Here is a 24357-nt window from a genome sequence, read left to right on the forward strand (position 1 = left end):
TAGCGCGAGGCAAGGGTTTTGCCGTCCTGCTCAAAGACAGCGATGCGGGTGTCGGTCGATCCGGCAGGACGGTGTGGGCACTACAGCGCGCGCGGCCCCGCAATCGCGTCGATGGCCATTCCCGCGGCCCGCGCCAGTTCGACAAATCCCGGGAATGACGTCGCGACGGTCGCGATGTCGTTGATGCGGACCTCGCCCGAAGCGCGCTGCGCGGCGACCGCAAAGCTCATCGCGATGCGGTGGTCATCGTGGGTGTCGATGCTGCCGCCGCCCAGTCGCCCGCCTTCGATGACGGCGCCATCGGGCGTCTCCTCGACGCTGATGCCGAGCGTGCGCAGCCCGGTCGCCATGGTCGCAATGCGGTCGGACTCCTTGACCCGCAGCTCGGCGGCGTCGCGGACCACCGTGCGCCCGCTGGCGCAGGCGGCGGCGACGAACAGGATCGGGAACTCGTCGATCATGTCCGCCACCAGCGCAGACGGCACTTCGATGCCATGCAGCGGCGCGTGGCGGACCAGCAGGTCGGCAACCGGCTCGCCGCCGTCGCCGCGGCGGTTCGCTTCGCGGATGTCGGCGCCCATCAGGCGCAGGACCTGCAGCAGGCCAGTACGGCGCGGATTGATGCCGACCGCCTCCAGTCGCAGCTCGGATCCCGGAATGATCGTTGCGGCAACAATGAAGAACGCCGCCGAGGAAAAATCCGCGGGTACGTCGACGCGGGCGGCGCGCAGGCGATGGCCCCCGCTCAGGCGGACGACGCCAGGTCCGGTCTCCACCGGCCAACCGAAAGTGGCCAGCATCCGCTCGGTGTAGTCACGCGTTGGGTGCGGCTCGCGCACGACGGTCTCGCCCTCGGCGTACAGGCCCGCCAGCAGCACGGCGGACTTCACCTGCGCGCTGGCAACCGGCAACGCATAGTCGATGCCCTGCAGACCTGTACTGGCTTGCACACGCAGCGGTGGCGTGCCGCCCTCGCCGGTGTCGATCCGCGCGCCCATTGCCGTGAGCGGATCGGTGACACGGCGCATCGGACGCTTGGTCAGCGACGCGTCGCCGATCAGCACGCTGTCGAACGCCTGCCCCGCCAGCACACCTGCGAGCAGGCGCATGCCGGTGCCGGCGTTGCCGCAGTCAAGTACCTCATCGGTGCCGCGCAGCCCATGCAGGCGGACCCCGTGTACCACGCAGACCGTCGGCGCCGGGGTATCGATGCGGACGCCGAGCTGGGTGAAGATCCGCGCCGTGGCCCGGGTGTCCTCACCCTCGAGAAAACCGTGGATCTGCGTGATGCCTTCCGCCAGCGCCCCCAGCATCACCGCGCGATGGGAAATGGACTTGTCGCCGGGCACGCGCAGGCTGCCCTGCAGCGCGGTCCCCTTGCCGGCGAGCCAGTCCTGCCGCACCGCCTCGCTCATACGATCGCGACCGGGTAGGAACCCAGCACGCGCACCTGCTCGGCGAACTCATCGACCTCCGCCAGCGCCAGGCGCATCGCTTCCTGCTCGATGTGCCCGCCGACATCGACGAAGAACGCGTACTGCCAGCGCCCGCCGTGGCCGGGCCGCGACTCGATCCGGTTCATGCTCAAGCCGTGGCGCGCGAACGGCGCCAGCACCTGGAACAGCGCGCCTGGCTGGTCCTTGATGAAGATCAGCAGCGAGGTGCGGTCATTGCCCGAGGCCGGGAACAGCTCGCGCCCGAGCACCAGGAAGCGGGTGGTGTTGTCGGGCCGGTCCTCGATCGGGCCGGCCACCGATTTCAGGCCATAGACATTCGCCGCGCTGAGTCCGGCGATCGCCGCGGCGTCATCGGCGTTGCGGGCGCGACGGGCCGCCTCGGCATTGCTCGCCAACGGAATCTTCTCGGCGTCGGGCAGGTGCTGGCGCAACCAGGCTTTGCACTGGGCGAAGGACTGCGGATGCGAGTACACGCGCTCGATGTCCTCGAAGCGGCCGCTGCGCGAGAGCAGGTGCTGGTGCACGCGCAGCTCGACTTCGCCACAGATCTTGACGTCGGTGCCCAGGAAGGTGTCCAGGGTGGACTGGATCGTGCCCTGGGTGGAGTTCTCCACCGGCACCACGCCGAAGTCGGCCGCGCCGGATTCCACCTCGCCGAACACCTCCTCGATGCTGCCCAGTGGCAGGCCGAGGACGGAGTGCCCGAAGTGCTTGTACGCCGCCTGCTCCGAATGGGTGCCGGCCGGACCGAGGAAGCCGATCTTCAGCGGCTCCTGCTGGGCCAGGCAGGCCGACATGATCTCGCGGAACACGCGCACCAGCACCTCGCCCTCCAGCGGACCCTCGTTGCGGTCGACCACCCGCCGCAGCACCTGCGCCTCGCGCTCGGGGCGGTAGTAGTCGATGGCCGCCGCCAGCGGGCCCTTGGCCTTGCCGATCTGGCTGGCGAAGCGCGCGCGCTCGGCGATCAGGTACTGGATGCTGCGATCGATGCCGTCGACGCGCTCGCGCAGTTCGGCAAGTTTCGGCGCGGGCGGCTTTTTGGGCACCACATCCCGGCCCGCGTTCTTCGCAGGCGGCTTGCCCTTCGCGGCCATCAGCCGTTCCTCTGCTGGAAGTCAGCCATGAACTCGGCCAATGCCTGCGCACCGGAGACCGGCATCGCGTTGTAGATCGATGCGCGCATGCCGCCCAGCACGCGGTGGCCCTTCAGCGAGATCAGCCCCACCGCGCGGGCCTGTTCGAGAAAGCGCGCGTCCAGGTTCTCGTCGTGCAAGGAGAAAACCACGTTCATCCGCGACCGCGCACTGCGCTCGACCGTGTTGCGATAGAACCCGCCGGACCCGTCGATCGCCGCGTACAGCATTTGCGACTTGACCGCGCTGCGCCGGGCAAATTCCTCCACCCCGCCCTCGTCCAGCATCCACTGGAACATCAGCCCGGCCAGGTACCAGTTAAGGGTGGGCGGCGTGTTGAGCATGGAGCCCGCGCGCTCGTGCGCGGCATAATCCAGGATCGGCGCGCGCGCCTGGCCGGTGCGCGTCAGCAGGTCGCGGCGGATAATCACCACCGTCAGGCCGACCGGCCCGAGGTTCTTCTGGGCGCCGGCGTAGATCACCCCGAAGCGCGACACATCCAGCGGGCCGGACGCGATGCTGGAGCTGAAATCACCGATCAGCGGCACCTCGCCGACCTCGGGAATGTGGTCGAACTCGACGCCGTGGATCGTCTCGTTGGCGGTGTAGTGCACATAGGCCGCACCTTCCGACAACGCCCAGTCCGCGCGTGCGGGCAAACCCCGGTACCCGCCATCGGCAGTATCGGCCGCTACGCGGGCGTCCACACAGGGCTGGGCCTGCTTGATGGCGGTCGCGCCCCAGTGACCGGTCAGTACGTAGTCGGCGGGCTGGCCGGCTGCGGCGAAGTTGAGCGGTATCAGCGCCTGCTGGGTGGTTGCCCCGCCCTGCAGGAACAGGACCGCGTAGTCATCGGGCACCGACAGCAATGTGCGCAGGTCCGCCTCGGCCTTCTCCGCGGCACGCATGAATTCCGGACCCCGATGGCTCAGCTCCAGCACCGAGGCGCCGGCGCCGTTCCAGTCCAGCAACTCCTCGCGGGCTTGCTCGAGGACGGCTTCGGGAAGGGCCGCAGGGCCGGCGCTGAAGTTGTACGGACGGGACATGGGGGCGATCCAGTGGGGCGTGACCCCCACGGTATGCCGCACTGCAGCACGATGTAAAGACCGCCGGCTGGCGGTCGCTCAGCGCGCCCCGTAAAGCAGCAGCAACGCCAGCGCGCCGGCCATCAGCAGCGCCGCGAGCAGCAGCCACGGGATCCGCCGCAGCGAATGCACCAGCGGTGATCGACGCGGCGTGGGTGCCACTGGCGGCGCAACCAGCACTTCCGGCAGCGGCTGTGCCGGGCCGGTGGGCACACGCGGCGCCTCCAGCACGAAGCGGTGGCTGGTGTTGAACACCACCTGGTCCCCGGCCAGGAGAAGCCCCTCGGTAAGCCGGTGCCCGTTGACCTCGATGGTTGCCGCTGGATCCACGGTCCGGATGCTGACGCCGTCGGCGTGCGGTTCGAGCACGGAATGCTCGGCGGGCATGCCCGGCTCGGCAATGTGCACTCCTGCGTCGGCCTGGCTGCCCACCGAGCACGGGCGGTCGACATCGAAGCAGCGGCCATGATGGGTGCCGCCGAGTGCACGCAGGACCGCGCGTGCCTTGGGCGGGTCGGGATCATGCCGGGACGGCACCGCGCCCGGCCGCGCACCAACCAGCACCAGGTCCACCCCGTCCATGTGCAGCGTGTCGCCGGGGCGCAGCATCGCCATCCGTCGCACCGGACGGCCGTTTACATGCATGCTTTGCGCGTGCTCGCGCAACTGCAACCAGATCCCGCGGCGATCCACCGACACCTGCAACCGGGCGTCGTGGGCGTCCTCCACCAGGCAGGGGCGCCCTTCCTCGTCCTGGCCCACAGCATGCACGCCGGCGCCGAGCACCAGGTCGTCCCGCTCACCCTTGGCGAATCGCAGTCGTAGGATATTCACTGCGGCGGAATCTAGCATGCGCGCGCCGCGCTTGGGCACTGGACGCCATCGACTTGAGGCTGGCGTTTCCGTCCCCAACACTGGGACCTGCCAATGGAGATCCGCATGCCCGATATCGATATCCGTCACCCGCACACCATGGAGCCGCAGCAGGCGCGCGCGGCCGTGCAGGAGATCGCCGACAAGTTGACCGAGCGTTTCGGGGTGACCTGCCGCTGGGACAGCGATTCGTTGCATTTCGACCGCTCGGGCATCGAGGGCAAAATCCAGCTGCTGCCCACCGCGCTGCATGTCACCGCCGACCTGGGATTCCTGTTCGCCGCGATGAAGGCCCCGATCGAGTCCGAACTGCGCCGCGTGCTGGACAAGCGATTCAGCTGAGACAAAGTCTGCCCCGGGTATATTGACCGGTCGACCTGCTCCGGCTCGCGCCCGAAGATCCGCCATGCTGACTGCTTCACCGATGACCACCGCATTGTTGATTGCGCTGATTCTGGGCACGGCGGGCAGCGCGTGGCTCTGGCTGGTCCACAACCGGGCGACGGTCATCGCGCTGGGCCTGAAGGCGCTGGCAGCGATGCGCTGGCGCGAATCGTCGCGCTTCGTCATCGAGGCGCTGGAAAGCCAGGGCTTCAGCGCGAGCCGCCTGGCCCCCGATGCCGACCGCGGCCAGAACGCCGACCTCCTGCTCAACCGCGGCGAACAGACCTGGCTGCTCAGTTTCAAGCAGGGCGTTGATTACCGCGTCGAACCGGGCATCGTCAGCCAGCTCGCAGCGGCGGTGCGCGACAGCAATGCCAGCGGCGGCATCGTCGCCACGCTGGGCACGATCAACCCCGAGGTGCGCAAGCACCCGCAAGGGATCGAGCTGATCGATGGAGCCACCCTGTGGCCGCTGATCAGTCCGCTGCTGCCACCCAGCCTGCACGAGGACATCGTGGCGCGCTCGCGGCGCCGCACGGTTCGCGCCACCGGCGTTGCGTGGATCCTCGCCCTGCTGGTGGGGTTCCTGGCGTCGCTGCTGATCCCCGAGGCGGTGGTTGATCCGGCGCGCGACAGCGCCGCCGCTACGACCGAAGTGCTCGCGCCACGAGACAGCGAGAGCAGTTCCGCCGCGCCCGCACCGGCGGAAGTGCCTGCGATCGCCGGCACCGAGGACGAGCAGCGCCGCGACATCGCTGCCGCCGTCGCGCGGTTGCCGGGGATTGCCCGCGCATCCTGGGCGACGCGGTCCACGCTGGTCGCGCTGCTGGACGCCGGCGCCAGTGACCGCCAGATCGATGGCATCTGCAAAGTCCTGTCGCCGTATGGCGACCTGCGCTATTCGCGCGTGCAGCTGCAACCACCGCCGGGCAGTGAATCCCCGGTGCGGTTCCTGCAGTGCACCTGGAACTGACCGGCAAACGCCGCGCCTGATTGCCTCAGGTCGTCATGCCCACCGCGCGCATGACCAGCTTGATCAGCAGCGCCACCAGCGCCAGGGCCGCGACGCTCGCCGACCAGATCAGCACCAGCCACGCCAGCCGTTTGCCCCAGGGGCGGCGTCGCGACGCACCGTCGGCGCCGCCGGCCATCAGTGGTAACCCTCTCCGGCGCGCACCTTGCCGCGGAATACCCAGTACGCCAGCCCGGTGTAGCCCAGGATGATCGGAATGATCAGCAGCGCCCCCACGAGGGTGAAGCCCAGGCTCTGCGGCGGGCCGGCGGCCTCCCAAAAGCTGATATCGGGCGGCAGGATGTTCGGCCAGATGCTGATGCCCAGCCCGCTGTATCCCAGGAACACCAGCGCAAGCGTCAGCAGGAACGGCGAGGTATGCGACTCGCCGCTCAGCGACCGCATCAGCCAGAACATCACGGCCGCGACCAGCAGCGGCACCGGCGCGAAGAACAGGAGATTGGGCATGCTGAACCAGCGCTCGGCAATGGCCGGCTGCGACATCGCGGTCCAGATGCTCACCACGACGATCGCCCCGAGCAGTGCCCAGACCCAGTGGCGCGTACGCAGGCGCAGGTCGTCGTGCAGCTCGCCTTCGGTCTTGATCAGCAACCAGGTGCTGCCCAGCAGCATGTAGGCGACGACGAGGCCGACACCGGTGAACATCGAGAACGGGGTGAACCAGTCGAACGCGCCGCCGACGAAGCGGTCGCCATCCATCGCGAACCCGTTGATGAAAGCACCCAGCACCACGCCCTGGAAGAACGTCGCGCCGTAGGATCCGGCGATGAACGCCCAGTCCCACGCGCGCTCCTTGCCGGCCTCCGCCTTGAAGCGGAACTCGAAGGCCACGCCGCGGAAAATCAGCGCCACCAGCATGAAGATCAGCGGCAGGTAGAGCGCGCTGAGAACCACTGCGTAGGCCAGGGGGAAAGCGGCCAGCAGGCCGGCCCCACCCATCACAAGCCAGGTCTCGTTGCCGTCCCAGATCGGCGCGACGGTGTTCATCATGACGTCGCGGTCATGCTTGTGCGGAAAAAACGGAAACAGCATGCCGATGCCGAGGTCGAAGCCGTCCATGACCACGTACATCATGATCGAGAAGATGATGATCACGCCCCAGATCAGCGGCAGGTCGATACCCATCACACCATCCCTCCACGGTTGGCGGCGACCGGCTGCAGCTCGGGCGTTCGCCCGCCGGTGCCAGCGTCACCGCCGTCTGCGCTGCGCCCGCTGGCGGCGGACATCGGCCGTCCCGGCTGGTTATGCAGGCCCGGACCGCCTTCCGGCGGCGCGTCGCCGTCACCGGGCTCCGGGCCCCTGTCAATGATGCGCAGGATGTAGACGGTACCCGCTCCGAACAGCAGGAAATACACCACCACGAAGATCGCCAGCGAAAGGCCCACCTGCCCGGCGGCGTGCGCCGACACCGCCTCGGAGGTACGCATCAGGCCCTGCACAATCCAGGGCTGGCGGCCGATCTCGGTGGTGAACCAGCCGGCGAGGATGGCGACCAGTCCCGCCGGACCCATCAGCAGCGCGAAACGCATCAAGCCGCGCGAGCTGTGCAGCTTCCCGCGAAGCCGGCTCCACGCGCCCCACAGCCCGAGCGCAATCATCAGCAGGCCCAGTCCCACCATGACGCGGAAGGTCCAGAACACGATCGTCGAATTGGGCCGGTCCTCGGGCGCGAACTCCTTGAGTCCGGCGAACTGCCCGTCCCAACTGTGGGTGAGGATCAGGCTGCCCAGGTTCGGGATGTCCACCGCGTAGCGGTTGCGCTCCTGCTCCATGTCCGGGATGGCGAACAGGGTCAGCGGCACGCCTTCGCCCGGCGTGTTTTCCCAGTGGCCCTCCATTGCGGCAATTTTTGCTGGCTGGTGCTCAAGCGTGTTCAGGCCGTGGAAGTCGCCTACGATCGCCTGCAGCGGCGCCGTCGCCAGCACCATCCACAGGGCCATCGACCACATCGTCCGCACCGCGGGGTTGTCGTGCCTGCGCAGCATCTGCCAGGCCGCGCTGGCACCGACCAGCAGCGCGGTGGCCAGGAAGGCGGCGATCACCATGTGGGTCAGCCGGTACGGGAACGACGGATTGAGGATCACCGCCACCCAGTCCACCGGCACCACGATGCCGTCGATGATTTCGTGGCCCTGCGGCGTGTGCATCCAGCTGTTGGAGGCGATGATCCAGGTCGAGGAGATCAGCGTGCCCACCGCCACGGCGGCGGTGGAGAACATGTGCAGGCCGGGGCCGACGCGCTTCATCCCGAACAGCATCACGCCCAGGAAGCCGGCCTCCAGGAAGAACGCGGTCAACACCTCGTAGGCCAGCAGCGGGCCGGTGATGCCACCGGCGAAGCGCGAGAACTCGCTCCAGTTGGTGCCGAACTGGTAGGCCATCACCACCCCGGACACCACGCCCATGCCGAAGGCGACGGCGAATATCTTGATCCAGAACTGGTACAGGTCCAGGTAGACGCGGCGCTTGGTGTACAGCCAGGCACCTTCCAGGACCGTCAGGTAACTCGCCAGGCCGATGGTGATGGCCGGGAAGATGATGTGGAACGAGATGGTGAAGGCGAACTGGATCCGCGACAGCAGCAGCGCATCAAGGTCCATGGTCAACGGCACTCTGCAGGAATTTCCCGCTCAGGATGCCGCCTGCCCGGTTACGCCTGCGTATGCAGTTCCCCTATTCGACCGGCGAGCCCTGGTAGAGCTCGATGATCTCCTTGCGCAGCAGATGCTCGATGCGCATGCGCTCGCGGAACGACAGCTGCTGGGCCATCTCGCTGAAAAGGTAGTCGTCCAGGTTGAAATTCTTCAGGTGCATCTTGGTGTGGAAGATATTTTCCTGGTACACGTTGACGTCGCGGCACTCGTACTTGTCCAGCAGGCGCTTGTGGATCGACTCCTGGATCGAGTTGATCTTGTGGTCGATGAAGTGCTTCTTGCCCTTGGCGTTGCGGGTGAACCCGCGCACCCGGTAGTCGCAGATCACCACGTCCGAGTCGAACTGCTTGATCAGGTAGTCCAGCGCTTCCAGCGGCGAGGTCAGCCCGCAGGTGGCCACGTCAATGTCGACCCGGAACGTCGCGATGCCGTTGTCGGGGTGCATCTCCGGATAGGTGTGGACGGTGATGTGGCTCTTGTCCATGTGCCCCACGGTGCTTCCCCGCCCGGGCGGCGGCACGGCGGCGGGACGGTCCGACATCAGGATCGTCACCGATGCGCCCTGCGGATCGTAATCCTGGCGCGCGACGTCCAGCACGGTGCCACCGATGATGTCGGCGACCTTGAGCAGGATCTCGGTCAGCCGGTCGGCGTCGTACTCCTCGTCGATGTACTCGATGTAGCGCTGGCGCTGGGTCTCCGACACCGCGTAGGAGATGTCGTAGATGTTGAAGCTCAGCGACTTGGTGAGGTGGTTGAAACCGTCGAGTTTGAGTTGTCCGCGCGGCTTGCCCATCAGCCCGCCCCCGGGTCGTCCATCACCTGCGCGAACGCATCGGCGACCCGGTCCACGTTCTCATCGCGCAGGCCGGCGACGCAGATGCGCCCGGACCCCACCGCATAGATGGCGTGCTCGGCGCGCAGGCGCTCGACCTGGGCCGGATTGAGGCCGGTGTAGCTGAACATGCCGCGCTGGGTCAGCAGGTAGTCGACATCGAGCGACGGCACCCGCGCCTTCATGCCGGCATGCAGCCGCTCGCGCATCTGCAGCATCCGGGATCGCATCTCCTCGACCTCGTTCTTCCAGTCCTTGCGCAGGGCCGCGTCGGTGAGGACGCTGGTGACAATGCGGCCACCGAACGTCGGCGGACTGGAGTAGTTGGCGCGGATGGACATCTCCATCTGGCTCAGCACGCGACGCGCAACGTCGGCGTCATCGCACACCGCCAACAGCGCGCCGACCCGCTCGCCGTACAGCGAGAAGGTCTTGGAGAAGGACACGCTCAGCAGCAGCACGATCCCGGCATCGACCATGGCGTGCACGGCGTAGGCATCGGCGTCGATGCCTTCGGCGAAGCCCTGGTAGGCCATGTCGAGGAACGGCAGCAGGCCGCGCTCGGCCACCACGGTGACCACCGCATCCCACTGCGCGCGGGTCAGGTCTGCGCCGGTCGGGTTGTGGCAGGCTGGATGCAGGATGACGATGCTGCGCGCGGGCATCTGCTCCAGGTCGGCGAGCATGCCGTCGAAATCCACGCCGTTGGTCGCGGCATCGAAATAGCGGTAGCTGCCGACCTTGAACCCCGCCGTCTCGAAGATGGCCTGGTGGTTCGGCCACGACGGCGCGCTGATGAAAACCTCGGAATCGGGAAAGTGGCGCTTGAGCATGTCGCAGCCAACCTTCAAGGCACCCGAGCCACCCAGCGACTGGATGGCCACCGCGCGCTCGGCCACTTTTCCGTAGCGCTCAGTGCCCAGCACCAGCTCGGTCACCGCGTCGCGATAGGTCTTTGATCCGGCAATCGGGAGGTACGGTGTCGCGCCCAGATCGGCCGCGATCTGCGGGCGAACCGCCGCCACGGAGCGCAGCGTGGGAATGGCACCGTTCGCGTCCTGGTAGGCGCCAATGCCGAGGTTGACCTTGTCTGCGCGCGTCTCGGCCAGGTACGCCTGCTGCAGCGAAAGGATCGGGTCGCCCGCGTAAAGCGGCAAATGGCTGAACATGTCCAGCTCCTGTGGAGGAAGGGGGTTTGACGGCCGCAGCGCGGCACGTGGGATGGATGGCGAGATCGGGCGCAGACGCGCGTCGACTCGAGCGCCTATTGTCGCGCAGGTTGGCGCGAATAGCAGCCGGTGGCAGGACGCGCGGACGACAGGCGCAGTCGGAAGGCGCGGCGGCAGGACCGCCAGTGCCACCCGCGCACGCGCGTGCTGGCGGAAACGGCGGCTCGAACCGACAATGTCGCCAATGAAATTCCCTGTCTCCTGCTCCGACCGGACGCACGCATGCACCTGATCGGCCTCAGCGTCCTGTGCAGCGTCCTCGTCTCGGTACTGCTGAAAATCGCTCCGCGCAAGCGTCTTGATGTCGCCCAGATGGTGACCTGGAACTACCTGGTTGCCGCGGTGCTGTGCGCGCTGCTGCTGCGCCCGGACCTGGGCAGCCTGCGCAGCGCCGGCGGCCACTGGTGGGTGTTGCTGGGACTGGGCGTTTTGCTGCCGTCGCTGTTCCTGGTGCTTGCCAGCGCCGTGCGCCAGGCCGGCATCGTGCGGACCGACGTCGCCCAGCGCCTTTCCCTGCTGCTCTCGCTGGTTGCCGCGTTCACCGTGTTCGGCGAGACCGCCAGCGTCGTCAAACTGGTGGGTCTCGCCTTGGGAATGGTCGCCGTCGCCGGCATCCTTGCCCGCCCCGCGTCAGCCGGCAACGGAAGGATGGTGTGGATGCCGCTGCTCACGGTTTGGGTAGGGTTCGCCTGCGTGGACGTGCTGCTGAAACTTGTCGCCCAGTCGGGCACGCCGTCGATGGCCTCGCTGCAGGTCGCCTTCGTGCTGGCATTCGTGCTCATGGCCGGCTGGCAGGTCACCCGTCATGCGCGTGGAACCGCGCGGTTGGACAGGTCCAGCTTCGCCGCCGGACTGCTGCTGGGACTGCTCAACTTCGGCAACATCGTCTTCTACGTGCGCGCGCACCAGGCGTTGCCCGAAAGCCCGGCGGTGGTGTTCGCGGCGATGAACATCGGCGTGGTGGTGCTGGGAACGCTGGTCGGTGTCGCGGTGTTCCGCGAGCCGACCAGCCGCTGGAACCGCCTGGCGATCGCGCTGGCGATTTTGGCCATCGCCCTGATCGCCTACGCCCCGCGGGGGTGAAGGTGCGGCCACGGACTCGATCCGTCGCCGCAGGTGCGTTCCCGTCAGCCGTCCAGCTCAGGGTAGTGGCGGAAAATGCCGTCCTCGCTGAAGGGCATACGCCGTTCGGATTCCAGGTAGGCAGCTATCCGGGGCCGCGCGGCGACTGCGTCGGCAAGCGCAACCACCTTCGGCACGTCTTTCTGGATCCGCTTCATCGCCCGTGGAAACGCGTAGCGCAGGCCGGCGACCAGCTGGAACAGTGACAGGTCAACGTAGGACCGCTGCGCGCCGACCAGGTGCTCGGGGCCTTGCGGATTGTTGGCCAGCACGCGCTCGAAGTAGCCCAGGTACTTGGGAATTCGCTGCTCGCGGAATTCATGCGCACGCTTCGCCGCCTCGGCCTTCTGGTCCTCGTAATACCTTCCGGCGCCCAGCGGATGGTGCGCATCATGCGCCTCGGCGACGATGTCGGTAATAGTCAGTTCCAGTTGATGCGTCCACAGCGCGTGGTCCGGGTTATCCCCGACCAGCCCAAGACGCGGGCCGAGGAATTGCAGGATGTTGGCGACCTGGGCGACCACGGTGGCGCCGGCCTTGAGGAAGGGAGGCGCGAACGGTGGATGCACCGCGGCAGCGTCTTCCAGCCAGCCTTGCACCGCTTCCACGCCGCCCGCGGACTCGTCATTGCCGACATCCACGTAGTCCGCGCCGCCTTCCTCAAGGGACAGGCGCACGAACTCGCCCCGTCCCTGTATCTGCGGCCAGTAATAGAGCTCGTAACGCATGGGTCTCTCCTCTCAGCGGGTGGAGTCATCGGAAACCAGCTGTTGCAGTCTTGCCGCGTCCTCCACCGCGTGGCCGCCAGCAGTGTTGTCAAAAATGCACCACGCCTGCGCTGTCGCCGTGCCGCGCTGGACAAGCCGCGGCGCCAGTTGCTCGAGCACCGGGTCTTCGTAGCGGCTGTAATACATGCGCGGCGAGCCGTGCAGGCGCCAGTAGCTCCAGCGCGCGGACTTCGGGCCGGCGGGCGACTCCGCTCCGGCCACGCGTGCCGGGTCTGCGCCCACGCGGGTGAGCGAAAAACCCTCCCACAGGTCCGTGGCGTCGGCGTCAAACCAGCTCGGGTGGCGTGGCTCGCAAGCGATGGGAACCTCCACGCGTTGACGCATCAAGCCGAAGAATGCCTTCGCCACCCGCATGTCGAGGACAAGGCTCGGCGGCAGCTGCACGAGGAACCCGCCGAGCTTCGCGCCCAGGCCGGCGACCTGATCCAGAAACTCACCCAGCAGCGTGTCGGCTTCGACCAACCGCGCCTCGTGGGTGATCTGCCGCGGCAGCTTCACTGAAAACCGGAACCCCGATGGCACCGTGTCCGCCCAGCGCGAATACGTCTTCGACTGATGTGGCCGGTAGAACGACGAGTTGATCTCGACGACGTCGAAGCGGGTCGCGTAACGCTCGAGATGACTGTCCCCGGCACCGAACAGGTGCGCCGCACGCGTTGGGATCGACCAGCCCGCGCAGCCGATGCGGACGGACGAGGCGGGCTTCGGCGCAGGGGCATCACTCATCGGCCACTCCGGTCTGGGTGGCCCATGTTCGACCGGTTGGCTGCAAGAGCGCGTCATGGTCGCTGTCGCACCTGCTCACGCAGCCGTGCCCGTGTCGCCACGAAGCGCGGCGTGCAAGTCGGGGCCACACAACGGTTGCGCGGATTCAGGGCTGCCGTATAATCGGCCGGATGATCCGGACAACGGATTTCGGGCGGTTAGCTCAGCGGTAGAGCATTGCCTTCACACGGCAAGGGTCGCAGGTTCGATCCCTGCACCGCCCACCAGATTGTGTACAGAGGCCACCCTGCGGGGTGGCCTTTTTTGTGCCCGATCCTCCGCTGGCGTCGCGTGTTGGGGGCAAGGACGGATTGAACGTAAGGCGATGTCAGCGCAACGACTGCGACGCTAGGATGATTCTCCGATCATCTCAACGGATCCGTCATGAAAAACACCCGCCTCTACCACAACCCGCGCTGCTCAAAGTCGCGCGGTACCCTCGAGCTGCTGGAGGAAAAAGGCATCCAGCCCGAGGTCATCCTGTATCTGGACAACCCGCCCGATGCCGGCGAGTTGCGCTCGCTGCTGGAGATGCTCGACATGCCGCCGCGCGCGTTGCTGCGCACCGGCGAGATCGAGTACGCCGAACTTGGCCTGGCCGATCCGGGCAAGTCCGATGAAGAGATCATCGAGGCGATGACAACCCACCCGCGCCTGATCGAGCGCCCGATCTTCGTCCACAACGGGCGCGCCGTGATTGGCCGGCCGCCGGAGAACGTGCTGCAGATCCTCTGACGGCGCTCAGCGCGCCTTGCTTTCGCGCATCGACATCACCTGCTGCGGCGCGTCGAAAGAGTCGCTGCGCGCGCTCGCCCAGTAGGACTGGAACACGGCGTGGTCGGGGATGCCGGACAGCAATTGGCCGGGCTCGAGGAAGTTGTACAGCGCCGCCAGCGATCGCACCTCGGTGGGCGAAACCCGCCGCAGGATGTGTTCGGGCCCGACCTCCCTGGGATCGCTCAGGCCGGCCGCGCACAGCAGGTCACGCAGGGCATTGAGCGTGTTGCGGTGGAATCCCTGCACGCGGATCGATTTGTCGGTCACGTCCAGGCCCTTCCAGCGCGCCGGATCCTGGGTGGCCACGCCGGTCGGGCAGCGATCGGTATGGCAACTCTGGGCCTGGATGCAGCCCACCGCGAACATGAAGCCGCGCCCCGAGTTGCACCAGTCCGCGCCCATCGCCAGCGTGCGCACGATATCGAACGCACTGATGATCCGCCCCGCCCCACCCAGGCGGATGTCGTCGCGCAGGTTCAGCCCGACCAGGGTGTTGTGGACCAGCATCAGGGCCTCGTGCATCGGCACGCCGACGTGGTTCATGAACTCCGCCGGCGCCGCGCCGGTGCCGCCCTCTGCGCCATCCACGACGATGAAGTCTGGCAGCAACCCGGTCTCGTGCATCGCCTTGGCGATCGCGAACCACTCCCACGGATGGCCGATCGCGAGCTTGAAGCCGGTCGGCTTGCCGCCGGACAACTCGCGCAGCCTCGCCACGAACTGCAGCAGTTCCACCGGGGTCGAGAACGCGCTGTGACGCGCGGGAGACACGCACTCAACCCCCGCCTCGACACCGCGGGTGACGGCAATCTCGGGCGTGACCTTCGCCGCCGGCAGCACCCCGCCGTGGCCCGGTTTGGCGCCCTGGGACAGCTTGATCTCGATCATCTTCACCTGCGGCTCGGTGGCGTTGGCGGCGAAGCGCTCGGCGTTGAAGCTGCCATCCGGGTTGCGGCAGCCGAAGTAGCCCGAGCCGATTTCCCAGACCAGGTCGCCGCCGTGTTCGCGGTGGTAGGGCGAGATCGAGCCCTCGCCGGTGTCGTGGTAGAAGCCGCCCATCATCGCGCCCTTGTTGAGGGCGCGGATGGCATTGGCCGACAGCGAGCCGAAGCTCATCGCCGAGATGTTGAACACGCTGGCCAGGTACGGTTGCGCGGTATTGGGGCCGATCAGCACGCGGAAGTTCGGATCGCCATGGGGCACGGGCGCCATCGAGTGGTTGATCCACTCGTAATCGTTGGCGTAGACGTCCTGCATGGTGCCAAACGGGCGGGTGTCGTTGACCGATTTGGCACGCTGGTAGACCAGCGCGCGCTGCAGGCGCGAGAACGGCACCTCGGCGGTATCGGCCTGGATGAAGTACTGGCGCATCTCCGGACCAATGGATTCCAGGCCGTAGCGGAAGTGCGCGATCACCGGATAGTTCTGCCGCAACGCGCTGGTCCGTTGCAGGACGTCAGCGGTACCCAAGGCAGCGATGCAGCCAAACACCAGCGCCGCCCAGCCCCATCCCGGTGCCACCAGCACGGCAAGCAGGCCGGTCAGCACGGTCAACAGGATGCTCAGGAAATACGGCAGGTAACGCAGCATGCGGGTGGTCCGGTCAGGTCGGATGGTTCAGGTCAGGCCACGAGGATAACCGGCAGCGGTGGAGACCCGGTTGATGCCTTGGTGCGCTTAACCATGCGCGCCGACCTCAGGGCCGCCGGTCGCCCGTTGCAGCGCGCGGAGGATCTTTTGCCCCGCGCGTCCGTCGGCGCTCATGCCCAGGCGCTCCTGCTCAAGCTTGATCGCGGCGCGACTGGCGCTGCCGATCATGCCGTCGACCTCGCCGATATCGTGACCGCGTTGCAGCAGCAACGCCTGCAATTCGCGGCGCTCGAGGCGCGACAGCCCCGGATCATCGGTCGGCCATGCGGTGACCAGTCCGCCCTGCCCGCGCAGGCGGTCACTCAGCAGCGCGATCGCGAAGGCGTAGCTCTCCGCCGCGTTGTAGGAGTAGATCGCGTCGAAGTTCTTGAACACCAGGAACGCCGGCCCCGACTTGCCCGCCGGCAACATGAGCGCCGTCGCCTTGTCCGATCCGGTCAGCGGCGCTCCATCCATGCGAGTGACGCCACGGCCGGTCCAAAACGAGAGCGGCTTGCGCGAGGTCCGCCCGGCAACCGACGCGTCGAACTCGGCTGGCAGCCGCACTTCGTAGCCCCAGGGCTCACCGGTGCGCCAGCCCGAGCGCTTCAGATAGTTGGCCGTGGAAGCCAGCGCATCGGGAACGCTGCCGACCAGGTCGCGTCGGCCGTCGCCGTCAAAGTCCACCGCGATGCGCCGGTAGGTGGACGGCATGAACTGGGTGTGCCCGAAGGCGCCTGCCCAGGAGCCGACCAAATTGTCCGCCGCCACGTCGCCGGCCTGGACGATCTGCAGCGTCGCGATCAGCTCGCCGCGGAAGAACGGCTGCCGGCGGCCCATGCACGAGAGCGTAGTCAGCGACGTCAGCAACGGCCGCTTGCCGAAGGTCTTGCCGAAGTTGCTTTCCACGCCCCAGACCGCGACCACCGTCGCCGGGTCCACGCCGTGCTGGCTCTCGACCCGTTTCAGCGTGGCGGCGTGCTCGCGCAGCATCGCCTGCCCGTCCTGGACGCGCTCCGCATCGACAAGACCTGCGAGATAGTCCCAGATCGGCGTCTTGAACTCGGGCTGGCTGTCCAGCAGCGGCAGCACCGACACGTCCGGGGTCACGGTACCAACGTGCTGGTCGAATACCGCAGCGCTTATGCCGGCCCCGAGCGCCTGCGTGCGCACCCCGGCGATGCAGCGATCGAAAGCAGCGCTGTCATAGGACTCATTGGCAGGCGATGCAGACGCCTGCAGCGGAAGAGCGAGCGCGCCGAGCGCAGCCAGCACACAGGAAACAGACCGGGAACGGGACATGGGCAGCATCGCGAGAGTCGGGGGATGGCGCCCATGTTCGCATCGTCCGGCAGCAACGGCGCGAGGATCGGTTCAGCAAGCCGCATCCGACGCTGCGACGTGGTGCCCGGACCGGGAATCGAACCCGGATAGCCTTGCGGCTGACGGATTTTAAGTCCGTTGCGTCTACCAGTTCCGCCATCCGGGCTGAGGAGGCGCGCTGCAGCAACGTCATTGTACGGACGCGGCTCGGCTCCGAGAACTTTCGGCCGCTCATGCGGCGGTTTGCCGATTTCGCGGCACCGGTGTTTCACGGGATGCGCACCGGTTGGGGCGAGACAGTGTCCGTGATACGGGCATTCCAACCTGCCGTATTTGTTGACGCCCGCCGGCACCAAACCGGCCCACACCCGGAGGGAATCATCGATGTCCAAGTACATGAAGTTCGGCGCCATGATCGCCACGTCCACGGTGGTGATGTTCATCCTGATGTACCTCAACACCTACGCGACCGACCACATCTTCTTCAGCGAGACCCGCCTTTACATGGCGATCGTCATGGGAGCATCCATGGCCATCGTGATGCTGCTCTTCATGCTCAAGATGTATGAGAGCGCCGCAACCAACGTCGCCATTCTGGTCGGCAGCGTGGCCGTTTTCGCGCTTGCCTTGTGGCTGGTCCGCAGCCAGGAGACCGTGGACGACGTCTCCTACATGCGGGCGATGATTCCGCATCACTCGATCGCCATCCTCACCAGCGGCCGCGCCCACATTCGCGATCCGCGTGTGCGCGAACTTGCCGACGGCATCATCGAGGCGCAGGTCCGCGAGATCGACGAGATGAAGACGCTCATCAAGGACCTGGAGGCCAACCCGGTGCCGAAGGGTGCTCCGGACCTGCCGCCGGTGCAGCCTGAATAGCTGCGGCGCGGGCGTCATTTCTTTGCTTTAAAGTAGACAGCGATGCCAATCCCACACCTGCTACTGCGTGTCCTGCTTTGCCTGGCGCTGGTCCTCAATGGATCGGGACTCGCCGTGGCTGCGACGCAGATGCATGTGCAGCACGTCGGCATGGCCGATGCGGTGTCCGCCACGGATGACCACGAGGACTGCGCTGGTCACGCGCAGCGGGCATTACCTGACCTTGCCGGCGCAGCCTGCGACAGCCATTCCCTGGCGGCAGATTGCTGTGAGGACTCGTCGTGTGACGCGGCCTGCCCGGCAGGGATGCTGTGGACCGTGACAGTACCGGCGCAGGCCTGGCGCCTGGCGCCGCAGGTGCTGGTCGACCACCAAACGATCTCCGACCACGCGGCGCCGGTGCTGCAGGGTCGATACCGACCTCCGATCGGTTAAGTCCGGTCGCCCGCGCGGCGGCCGTTTCCATTTGCCTTCCATGCGCGCGTGCTCGACGCGGTGGCGGCAAGTGTCGAGCGATTCCGCTTTTGCGCGGACCACGACTTATCCGAATTCGCGGAGTGATCCATGTCTACCGATTCTTCCGGCCGGCCTCCGGCGGCGCCTTCCCGACGACGTTTCGTCACGGGCCTGGCCGCTGGCGGCCTCGCTGCCGGCATGGGCCTCTGGCGGCTGCCCGCGTTCGCCGCCGCAGGCCAGGCACCGGGGCTGCAGACCCTCAGCGGCACCGATTTCGACCTGTCCATTGGCGGCTCGATGGTCAATTTCACCGGCAGCGCGCGGCCCGCCGTCACCGTCAATGGCACTTTGCCGGCTCCGCTGCTGCGCTGGCGCGAAGGCGACACGGTGACGGTGCGTGTGACCAACCGGCTGCGCGATGCGTATTCCTCCATCCATTGGCACGGCATCCTGCTGCCAGCCAACATGGACGGGGTTCCGGGCCTCAGCTTCGACGGCATCGCTCCCGGCGAGACCTACACCTACAAATTCCAGCTGCAGCAGTCCGGTACCTACTGGTACCACAGCCACTCGATGTTCCAGGAGCAGGCCGGGCTGTACGGCCCTATCATCGTTGAACCGCGTGCTCCGGCGCCGTATCACTACGATCGCGAGCATGTGGTTCTGCTGTCGGACTGGACCGACATGGATCCCACCGCGCTGTTCCGGCGCATGAAGAAGGACTCCAGCTTCGACAACTACTATCAGCGCACCGTCGGCGACTTTGTCCGCGACGTGCGCGAGGACGGCCTGTCGGCGACGCTGCAGGACCGCAGGATGTGGGGACAGATGCGGATGACGCCGTCCGACATCTCCGACATCAACGGCCACACCTACACCTTCCTGATGAATGGCACCGCGCCGTCGGGCAACTGGACCGGCCTGTTCAAGCCCGGCGAAAAAGTCCTGCTGCGCTTCATCAACGGCTCGGCGATGACCTATTTCGACGTGCGTATCCCGGGCCTGAAAATGATCGTGGTCGCCGCCGACGGGCAGTACATCCACCCGGTTTCCGTCGACGAGTTCCGCATTGCGGTGGCCGAAACCTTCGATGTGCTGATCGAGCCGTCCGGTGCGGACGCGTTTGCGATCTTCGCCCAGGACATGGGCCGTACCGGCTACGCGCGCGGCACGCTGGCCGTGCGGCAAGGGTTGCAGCCGCCTGTGCCACCGCTGGATCCCCGGCCCCTGCTGACCATGGACGACATGGGACATGGTGGGATGGATCACCGCAGCATGGATCACGGCAGTGGCAGCGCGGGTGCAGCGGCGAGCCCGGCCGATGGCGGACACGCTGGCATGGACCATTCCGGCCACGACATGAGTGCAATGGCCGGCATGGACCACTCGGCCGACGGCATGCAGCAGCATCCTGCCAGCGAGACCGGCAACCCGCTGGTCGACATGCAGGCGATGTCACTGGCTCCGAAGCTGGACGATCCGGGCATGGGCCTGCGTGACAACGGCCGGAAGGTCCTGACCTACGGCGTCATGAAGAGCCTGTTCGACGATCCCGACGGCCGCGAGCCCAGCCGCGAGGTCGAGCTGCACCTGACCGGGCATATGGAGAAGTTCGCCTGGTCGTTCGACGGGCTCAAGTTCGCGGATGTCGAACCGCTGCGACTCAACTACGGCGAGCGCATGCGCATCGTGCTGGTCAACGACACCATGATGGGCCACCCGATCCACCTGCACGGCATGTGGAGTGACCTGGAGGACGAGAACGGCAATTTCCACCTGCGCAAGCACACCGTGGATATCCCGCCGGGCACCAAGCGCAGCTACCGCGTCCGCGCCGACGCACTGGGCCGCTGGGCCTTCCACTGCCACCTGCTTTACCACATGGAAGCCGGAATGATGCGCGAAGTGAGGGTCGAGGAATGAGCCGCGTAAATATTCCCGCCGGGTTGGCACTCGCGCTGGGTCTGGCACTGCATGGCACCGCCGGTGCGCAGCACCATCACGGTCACGACGCGTCGACACCGGCACCTGTCGCCCAAAACGACGCCAACCAACCGGCCCAGCCGGCGAAAAAGGCCAAAAAGAAGTCAGCGCCAGTCGATCATTCTGGGCATGGGACTCCGAAAAGCGCCTCCCCCGAAAAAGGCACGGATCACGCGGCCACGGGGCACGATGCGATGGACCACGGCTCGATGGATCACGCCGCGATAGACGATGGCGCAATGGATCACTCGACCATGGGACATGGGGCGCAAGCGGCGAACAGCGAGCCGATCACGCCGATTCCTGCCGTAACCGACATCGATCGCGCGGCCGCATTCCCGGTGCTGCACCGGCCAATGGAACACGCGCCGGAGATCAACAGCTACGTCGTTTTCAACCGGCTGGAGGCGTGGGACGCTGACCCGGGAACCGGCCAGGCCTGGGAGGGCGAAGCCTGGATTGGCAGCGACCTCAATCGACTCTGGCTGCGCAGCGAAGTCGAGCGCAGCGGCGGCAGGACCGATGCGGCGGAACTGGAGGTCTTCTACGGTCGCAGCGTGTCGACGTGGTGGGATGTCCTGGCGGGCATCAAGCACGACTTCCAGCCGGGCGACTCACAGACCTGGGCGGCGTTCGGCGTGCAGGGTCTGGCCCCGATGAAATTCGACGTCTCGGCCACCGCCTACGTAGGCGATTCCGGCCAGACCGCAGCCAACCTGGAGGCGGAATACGAACTGCTGCTGACCAACCGGTTGATCCTGCAGCCCCTGGTCGAGATCACCGCGTTCGGCAAGGACGATCCTCAGCGCGGCGTCGGTTCCGGATTGAGCTCGGTGGAAGCCGGAGCGCGCCTGCGATATGAGATCAATCGCAGGTTCGCCCCGTATGTGGGGGTGGCCCACGAACGTGTTTTTGGCAACACCGCCGACCTTCGCCGCGCAGACGGCGAGGACACCCGTGACACCCGCCTGGTAGCGGGCGTGCGCATCTGGTTCTAATGGAGCACCGATCATGCAACGCAATCGACTCGTCTTCCTGACCCTCGCCCTCGCCTCCGTGCATGCGCTCACGGCGTGTGCCGCAGCGCCGGACAACAATCCCGCGATGGCTACTGCAGCGACACCCACAAGCCCATCGCAAACCGCCGTCCACACTTCGGTCCCGGACGAATCGGCGCTGCCGATGATGGTCGTCAGCAAGAGCGCGAGCTGCGGCTGCTGCCACCTGTGGGTGGAACACATGCAGAAGGCCGGCTTCACGGTGGAGGTTGTGAATACCGAAGACCTCAATCCCATCAAGGAGCGCGTTGGCGTCCCCTACCGCAAGGGCTCGTGCCACACCGCGGAAGTCGGCGGCTATTTCGTCGAGGGCCATGTCCCCGCCGACGACATCAAGCGCCTGCTCGCCGAGCGCCCCGATGCCAAGGGCCTGGTCGTGCCCGGCATGCCGGCCGGCTCGCCGGGCATGGAGCTCCCCGACGGACGCGTGCAGCCCTATGTCGTCGAGCTGGTCGCCAACGACGGCACCACGTCGGAGTTTTCCCGCCACGGGGATTGAGCCGCGCCGCACACACCCAGCCTCGCAGATCCTGCCATCGCCATCGCCGCCCCGGGAGGGACCCATGAACAACCCCCATCACCAGAAGGACTCCGCTGAGGGGAGCGCGGTCACCGATCCGGTCTGTGGCATGCAGGTGGATCCTGAGACGACCGCACACCACGCCGAGCACGAAGGCACGACCCGCCACTTCTGCTCGGCCCGCTGCCGGGAGCGCTTCATCGCTGATCCGGCACGCTATCTTGACCCGCAAGCCGAAGACGCCGCCCCGCCAGCACCGGAAGGGGCGATCTACACCTGCCCCATGCATCCCGAGATCCGTCAGGAAGGACCCGGCACCTGCCCGATCTGCGGCATGGCGCTGGAACCGGAAATGCCGGGTCTGGACGATGAGGAAAATCCTGAGCTGCGTGATTTCAGCCGGCGCTTCTGGTGGACCCTGCCACTTTCGGTCGTCGTGATGGTGCTGGCCATGTTTGGCCACCGCTTCCCCGCATTGTCAGTGGAGACGCGCACCTGGATCGAATTCGCGCTGACCCTGCCGGTGGTGCTGTGGGCAGGCGCGCCGTTCTTCGTGCGCGGCGTGCAGTCGGTCCGCAACCGCAGTCCCAACATGTGGACGCTGATCAGCATGGGCGTGGGCGCGGCGTTCGGCTACAGCGTCGTGGCCACGCTGGCACCCGATCTGTTCCCGGAATCGTTCCACGAGCACGGCCGGGTCGGGGTCTACTTCGAAGCCGCCTCGATGATCATCTCGCTGACGCTGCTTGGCCAGATGCTCGAGCTGCGCGCCCGGTCCAAGACCTCCACGGCGCTGAAGGCACTGCTGGGACTCGCCCCGAAGACCGCGCGCCGGCTGAACGATGACGGCACGGAAGAGGATGTCGAGCTCAGCCACGTCCACGTTGGCGATCGCCTGCGGGTCCGCCCAGGCGAGAAGGTACCGGTGGATGGCGAGGTGATCGAGGGCAGCTCCAACGTGGACGAGTCGATGCTCACCGGCGAGCCCATCCCGATCGAGAAGAGCCCCGGCTCCAAGGTCATCGGCGCCACGCTCAACGAAAGCGGCGCGCTGGTGATCCGCGCGGAAAAAGTGGGCTCGGAGACCGTCCTTTCGCAGATCGTGCAGCTGGTCTCCCAGGCGCAACGCTCGCGCGCGCCGATGCAGCGCATGGCCGACAAGGTCTCGTTCTGGTTCGTGCTGGCGGTCATCGCGATTGCCATTGCGACCTTCGTCGTCTGGGGATTCTTCGGCCCCGAGCCCTCGTGGACCTTTGCGATCGTCAACTCGATCTCGGTGCTGATCATCGCCTGCCCCTGCGCGCTCGGGCTGGCGACACCGATGTCGATCATGGTGGCGACCGGCCGCGCCGCCGCGGAAGGCGTGCTGTTCCGCGACGCGGAAGCCATCGAGAACCTGCGCAAGATCGACGTCCTGATTGTCGACAAGACCGGGACCCTGACCGAAGGACGCCCGGCGTTCCACTCGACCCTGGCGGCCGAAGGCTTCACGGAGGACGACGTGCTGCGCCTGGCCGCCAGCCTCGACCAGGGGAGCGAGCATCCCCTGGCGGATGCGATCGTCGCCGAGGCGCGCCGGCGCGAGATGACGCTGGAAACCCCGGAGGCGTTCGAGTCGTCCACCGGCATCGGCGTACGCGGCAAGGTCGGCGGCGCCACCCTGGCGATTGGCAACACCGCGCTGATGGACGAGGTCGGCGTGGATGCGTCGGTGCTCGCGAAACCGGCCGAAGCGTTGCGCCGGGAAGGCGCCAGCGTCATGTACCTGGCGGTCGACGGGGCCCTGGCCGGCCTGCTCGCGGTCTCCGACCCGATCAAGGCGACCACCGGCGATGCCATCAAGTCGCTGCACGAGGCGGACCTGAAGATCGTTATGGCCACCGGCGACGGCGTCACCACCGCCAAGGCAGTCGCGGAAACACTCGGCATCGACGAGGTACACGGGGAGGTCCGCCCGCAGGACAAGATTGAACTGGTGCAGAAGCTGCAAGCCGAAGGCCGCAAGGTCGCGATGGCCGGTGATGGCATCAACGACGCTCCTGCCCTCGCCGGCGCCGACGTCGGCATCGCGATGGGCACCGGAACCGACGTGGCGATGTCCAGCGCGCAAGTGACGCTGGTGAAAGGCGACCTGCGCGGCATCACGCGGGCGCTGGCGATCTCCAGGGACACCGTCGCCAACATGAAGCAGAACCTGGGCTTTGCGTTTATGTACAACGCGATGGGCGTGCCGATCGCCGCGGGCGTGCTGTACCCGTTCACCGGCCTGCTGCTGAGTCCGATGATCGCCGCGCTGGCGATGAGCCTGAGCTCGGTGTCGGTGGTGGCCAACGCGCTGCGTCTGGGCACTAAAAAGGCCTGACCGGGC

Annotated in this window: 23 protein-coding genes and 2 tRNA genes; 11 read left to right on the plus strand and 14 right to left on the minus strand. The window is 66.9% G+C overall.

From position 1 onward, the window contains the following. Window positions 1-80: 80 nt before the first annotated feature. The 4 genes from aroA to INQ41_RS08130 form a co-directional block, all read right to left on the minus strand. Window positions 81-1415 carry a 3-phosphoshikimate 1-carboxyvinyltransferase gene (aroA, locus tag INQ41_RS08115; RefSeq protein WP_193983490.1) on the minus strand — a complete coding sequence of 445 codons (1335 nt, stop codon included), beginning with the start codon at window positions 1413-1415 and terminating at the stop codon, window positions 81-83. Then, a complete protein-coding gene (pheA, locus tag INQ41_RS08120) occupies window positions 1412-2554 on the minus strand; it encodes a prephenate dehydratase (protein ID WP_193983492.1) in 1143 nt (380 codons plus the stop codon). The genes aroA and pheA overlap by 4 nt, the downstream gene beginning before the upstream one ends. After that, a complete protein-coding gene (gene serC / locus INQ41_RS08125) occupies window positions 2554-3639 on the minus strand; it encodes a phosphoserine transaminase (RefSeq protein ID WP_193983494.1) in 1086 nt (361 codons plus the stop codon). The genes pheA and serC overlap by 1 nt, the downstream gene beginning before the upstream one ends. Before the next feature lie 78 nt (window positions 3640-3717). After that, complete coding sequence (locus tag INQ41_RS08130) at window positions 3718-4512, minus strand: FHA domain-containing protein (RefSeq protein ID WP_193983495.1); 795 nt, start codon at window positions 4510-4512, stop codon at window positions 3718-3720. Between the two features lie 105 nt (window positions 4513-4617). Between INQ41_RS08130 and INQ41_RS08135 the strand changes: the two genes are divergently transcribed. Both INQ41_RS08135 and INQ41_RS08140 read left to right on the plus strand, forming a co-directional pair. Then, window positions 4618-4893, plus strand: coding sequence for a polyhydroxyalkanoic acid system family protein (locus INQ41_RS08135; RefSeq protein ID WP_193983497.1), 276 nt, complete (start codon window positions 4618-4620; stop codon window positions 4891-4893). Between the two features lie 64 nt (window positions 4894-4957). Continuing rightward, a complete protein-coding gene (locus tag INQ41_RS08140; protein ID WP_193983499.1) occupies window positions 4958-5908 on the plus strand; it encodes a restriction endonuclease in 951 nt (316 codons plus the stop codon). 25 nt (window positions 5909-5933) lie between these two features. Here INQ41_RS08140 and INQ41_RS08145 read toward each other — a convergent pair whose 3' ends face one another. From INQ41_RS08145 to INQ41_RS08165, 5 genes are all read right to left on the minus strand, one after another. Then, complete coding sequence (locus INQ41_RS08145) at window positions 5934-6086, minus strand: DUF2474 family protein (protein ID WP_193983501.1); 153 nt, start codon at window positions 6084-6086, stop codon at window positions 5934-5936. Continuing rightward, window positions 6086-7093 (minus strand): cytochrome d ubiquinol oxidase subunit II, encoded by a 1008-nt coding sequence (gene cydB / locus INQ41_RS08150; protein ID WP_193983503.1) that lies wholly within the window; start codon window positions 7091-7093, stop codon window positions 6086-6088. Before cydB ends, INQ41_RS08145 begins: the two co-directional genes overlap by 1 nt. Next, window positions 7093-8571, minus strand: coding sequence for a cytochrome ubiquinol oxidase subunit I (locus tag INQ41_RS08155; protein ID WP_193987286.1), 1479 nt, complete (start codon window positions 8569-8571; stop codon window positions 7093-7095). Before INQ41_RS08155 ends, cydB begins: the two co-directional genes overlap by 1 nt. Window positions 8572-8644: 73 nt before the next feature. Then, complete coding sequence (gene speD / locus INQ41_RS08160) at window positions 8645-9421, minus strand: adenosylmethionine decarboxylase (RefSeq protein WP_193983505.1); 777 nt, start codon at window positions 9419-9421, stop codon at window positions 8645-8647. After that, entirely contained in the window at window positions 9421-10635 is a 1215-nt protein-coding gene (locus tag INQ41_RS08165) for an amino acid aminotransferase (protein WP_282436997.1), read from the minus strand. Before INQ41_RS08165 ends, speD begins: the two co-directional genes overlap by 1 nt. 276 nt (window positions 10636-10911) lie before the next feature. Between INQ41_RS08165 and INQ41_RS08170 the strand changes: the two genes are divergently transcribed. Beyond that, window positions 10912-11772 carry an EamA family transporter gene (locus INQ41_RS08170; protein ID WP_193983509.1) on the plus strand — a complete coding sequence of 287 codons (861 nt, stop codon included), beginning with the start codon at window positions 10912-10914 and terminating at the stop codon, window positions 11770-11772. Window positions 11773-11816: 44 nt separating this feature from the next. On the opposite strand, the gene INQ41_RS08175 is transcribed toward INQ41_RS08170, so the two are convergent. Both INQ41_RS08175 and INQ41_RS08180 read right to left on the minus strand, forming a co-directional pair. Then, window positions 11817-12539 (minus strand): glutathione S-transferase, encoded by a 723-nt coding sequence (locus INQ41_RS08175; protein ID WP_193983510.1) that lies wholly within the window; start codon window positions 12537-12539, stop codon window positions 11817-11819. A 12-nt stretch (window positions 12540-12551) separates the two neighbouring features. Further along, window positions 12552-13325, minus strand: a complete 774-nt coding sequence (locus INQ41_RS08180) for a DUF72 domain-containing protein (RefSeq protein WP_193983512.1) — start codon at window positions 13323-13325, stop codon at window positions 12552-12554. A 191-nt stretch (window positions 13326-13516) separates the two neighbouring features. Here INQ41_RS08180 and INQ41_RS08185 point away from each other — a divergent pair. Next, window positions 13517-13591, plus strand: a tRNA-Val gene (locus tag INQ41_RS08185). A 157-nt stretch (window positions 13592-13748) separates the two neighbouring features. Beyond that, window positions 13749-14099 carry an arsenate reductase (glutaredoxin) gene (gene arsC / locus INQ41_RS08190; RefSeq protein ID WP_193983514.1) on the plus strand — a complete coding sequence of 117 codons (351 nt, stop codon included), beginning with the start codon at window positions 13749-13751 and terminating at the stop codon, window positions 14097-14099. Window positions 14100-14105: 6 nt separating this feature from the next. On the opposite strand, the gene INQ41_RS08195 is transcribed toward arsC, so the two are convergent. The 3 genes from INQ41_RS08195 to INQ41_RS08205 all read right to left on the minus strand — a co-directional run bounded on the left by INQ41_RS08195 (window position 14106) and on the right by INQ41_RS08205 (window position 17259). Beyond that, window positions 14106-15731 carry an FMN-binding glutamate synthase family protein gene (locus INQ41_RS08195; protein ID WP_193983516.1) on the minus strand — a complete coding sequence of 542 codons (1626 nt, stop codon included), beginning with the start codon at window positions 15729-15731 and terminating at the stop codon, window positions 14106-14108. Window positions 15732-15818: 87 nt separating this feature from the next. Further along, window positions 15819-17072, minus strand: coding sequence for a lytic murein transglycosylase (locus tag INQ41_RS08200; protein ID WP_193983518.1), 1254 nt, complete (start codon window positions 17070-17072; stop codon window positions 15819-15821). Window positions 17073-17172: 100 nt separating this feature from the next. Beyond that, a tRNA-Leu gene (locus tag INQ41_RS08205) sits at window positions 17173-17259 on the minus strand. A 218-nt stretch (window positions 17260-17477) separates the two neighbouring features. Here INQ41_RS08205 and INQ41_RS08210 point away from each other — a divergent pair. The 6 genes from INQ41_RS08210 (at window position 17478) to INQ41_RS08235 (ending at window position 24351) form a co-directional block, all read left to right on the plus strand. Continuing rightward, on the plus strand, window positions 17478-17972 hold the full coding sequence (locus INQ41_RS08210) for a DUF305 domain-containing protein (protein WP_193983520.1): 495 nt from the start codon (window positions 17478-17480) through the stop codon (window positions 17970-17972). 42 nt (window positions 17973-18014) lie between these two features. Further along, a complete protein-coding gene (locus tag INQ41_RS08215; RefSeq protein ID WP_193983522.1) occupies window positions 18015-18407 on the plus strand; it encodes a CopL family metal-binding regulatory protein in 393 nt (130 codons plus the stop codon). 129 nt (window positions 18408-18536) lie between these two features. Next, on the plus strand, window positions 18537-20351 hold the full coding sequence (locus tag INQ41_RS08220) for a copper resistance system multicopper oxidase (RefSeq protein WP_193983524.1): 1815 nt from the start codon (window positions 18537-18539) through the stop codon (window positions 20349-20351). After that, window positions 20348-21409: a copper resistance protein B gene (locus tag INQ41_RS08225; RefSeq protein ID WP_193983526.1), complete on the plus strand. Its 1062-nt coding sequence runs from the start codon at window positions 20348-20350 to the stop codon at window positions 21407-21409. The genes INQ41_RS08220 and INQ41_RS08225 overlap by 4 nt, the downstream gene beginning before the upstream one ends. Window positions 21410-21422: 13 nt before the next feature. Further along, window positions 21423-21968 (plus strand): DUF411 domain-containing protein, encoded by a 546-nt coding sequence (locus tag INQ41_RS08230; RefSeq protein ID WP_193983528.1) that lies wholly within the window; start codon window positions 21423-21425, stop codon window positions 21966-21968. Between the two features lie 130 nt (window positions 21969-22098). Continuing rightward, a complete protein-coding gene (locus tag INQ41_RS08235; protein WP_248285372.1) occupies window positions 22099-24351 on the plus strand; it encodes a heavy metal translocating P-type ATPase in 2253 nt (750 codons plus the stop codon). The last annotated feature ends 6 nt before the right edge of the window (window positions 24352-24357 follow it).

Source organism: Lysobacter ciconiae (assembly GCF_015209725.1).
Lineage (GTDB): Bacteria > Pseudomonadota > Gammaproteobacteria > Xanthomonadales > Xanthomonadaceae > Novilysobacter > Novilysobacter ciconiae.

Coding starts and splice junctions, on each gene's coding strand:
- aroA (WP_193983490.1), bottom strand. CDS start 1,415: ATGAGCGAGGCGGTGCGGCAGGACTGGCTCGCCGGCAAGGGGACCGCG.
- pheA (WP_193983492.1), bottom strand. CDS start 2,554: ATGGCCGCGAAGGGCAAGCCGCCTGCGAAGAACGCGGGCCGGGATGTG.
- serC (WP_193983494.1), bottom strand. CDS start 3,639: ATGTCCCGTCCGTACAACTTCAGCGCCGGCCCTGCGGCCCTTCCCGAA.
- INQ41_RS08135 (WP_193983497.1), top strand. CDS start 4,618: ATGCCCGATATCGATATCCGTCACCCGCACACCATGGAGCCGCAGCAG.
- INQ41_RS08140 (WP_193983499.1), top strand. CDS start 4,958: ATGCTGACTGCTTCACCGATGACCACCGCATTGTTGATTGCGCTGATT.
- INQ41_RS08145 (WP_193983501.1), bottom strand. CDS start 6,086: ATGGCCGGCGGCGCCGACGGTGCGTCGCGACGCCGCCCCTGGGGCAAA.
- cydB (WP_193983503.1), bottom strand. CDS start 7,093: ATGGGTATCGACCTGCCGCTGATCTGGGGCGTGATCATCATCTTCTCG.
- INQ41_RS08155 (WP_193987286.1), bottom strand. CDS start 8,571: ATGGACCTTGATGCGCTGCTGCTGTCGCGGATCCAGTTCGCCTTCACC.
- speD (WP_193983505.1), bottom strand. CDS start 9,421: ATGGGCAAGCCGCGCGGACAACTCAAACTCGACGGTTTCAACCACCTC.
- INQ41_RS08170 (WP_193983509.1), top strand. CDS start 10,912: ATGCACCTGATCGGCCTCAGCGTCCTGTGCAGCGTCCTCGTCTCGGTA.
- INQ41_RS08175 (WP_193983510.1), bottom strand. CDS start 12,539: ATGCGTTACGAGCTCTATTACTGGCCGCAGATACAGGGACGGGGCGAG.
- INQ41_RS08180 (WP_193983512.1), bottom strand. CDS start 13,325: ATGAGTGATGCCCCTGCGCCGAAGCCCGCCTCGTCCGTCCGCATCGGC.
- arsC (WP_193983514.1), top strand. CDS start 13,749: ATGAAAAACACCCGCCTCTACCACAACCCGCGCTGCTCAAAGTCGCGC.
- INQ41_RS08195 (WP_193983516.1), bottom strand. CDS start 15,731: ATGCTGCGTTACCTGCCGTATTTCCTGAGCATCCTGTTGACCGTGCTG.
- INQ41_RS08200 (WP_193983518.1), bottom strand. CDS start 17,072: ATGTCCCGTTCCCGGTCTGTTTCCTGTGTGCTGGCTGCGCTCGGCGCG.
- INQ41_RS08210 (WP_193983520.1), top strand. CDS start 17,478: ATGTCCAAGTACATGAAGTTCGGCGCCATGATCGCCACGTCCACGGTG.
- INQ41_RS08215 (WP_193983522.1), top strand. CDS start 18,015: ATGCCAATCCCACACCTGCTACTGCGTGTCCTGCTTTGCCTGGCGCTG.
- INQ41_RS08220 (WP_193983524.1), top strand. CDS start 18,537: ATGTCTACCGATTCTTCCGGCCGGCCTCCGGCGGCGCCTTCCCGACGA.
- INQ41_RS08225 (WP_193983526.1), top strand. CDS start 20,348: ATGAGCCGCGTAAATATTCCCGCCGGGTTGGCACTCGCGCTGGGTCTG.
- INQ41_RS08230 (WP_193983528.1), top strand. CDS start 21,423: ATGCAACGCAATCGACTCGTCTTCCTGACCCTCGCCCTCGCCTCCGTG.
- INQ41_RS08235 (WP_248285372.1), top strand. CDS start 22,099: ATGCAGGTGGATCCTGAGACGACCGCACACCACGCCGAGCACGAAGGC.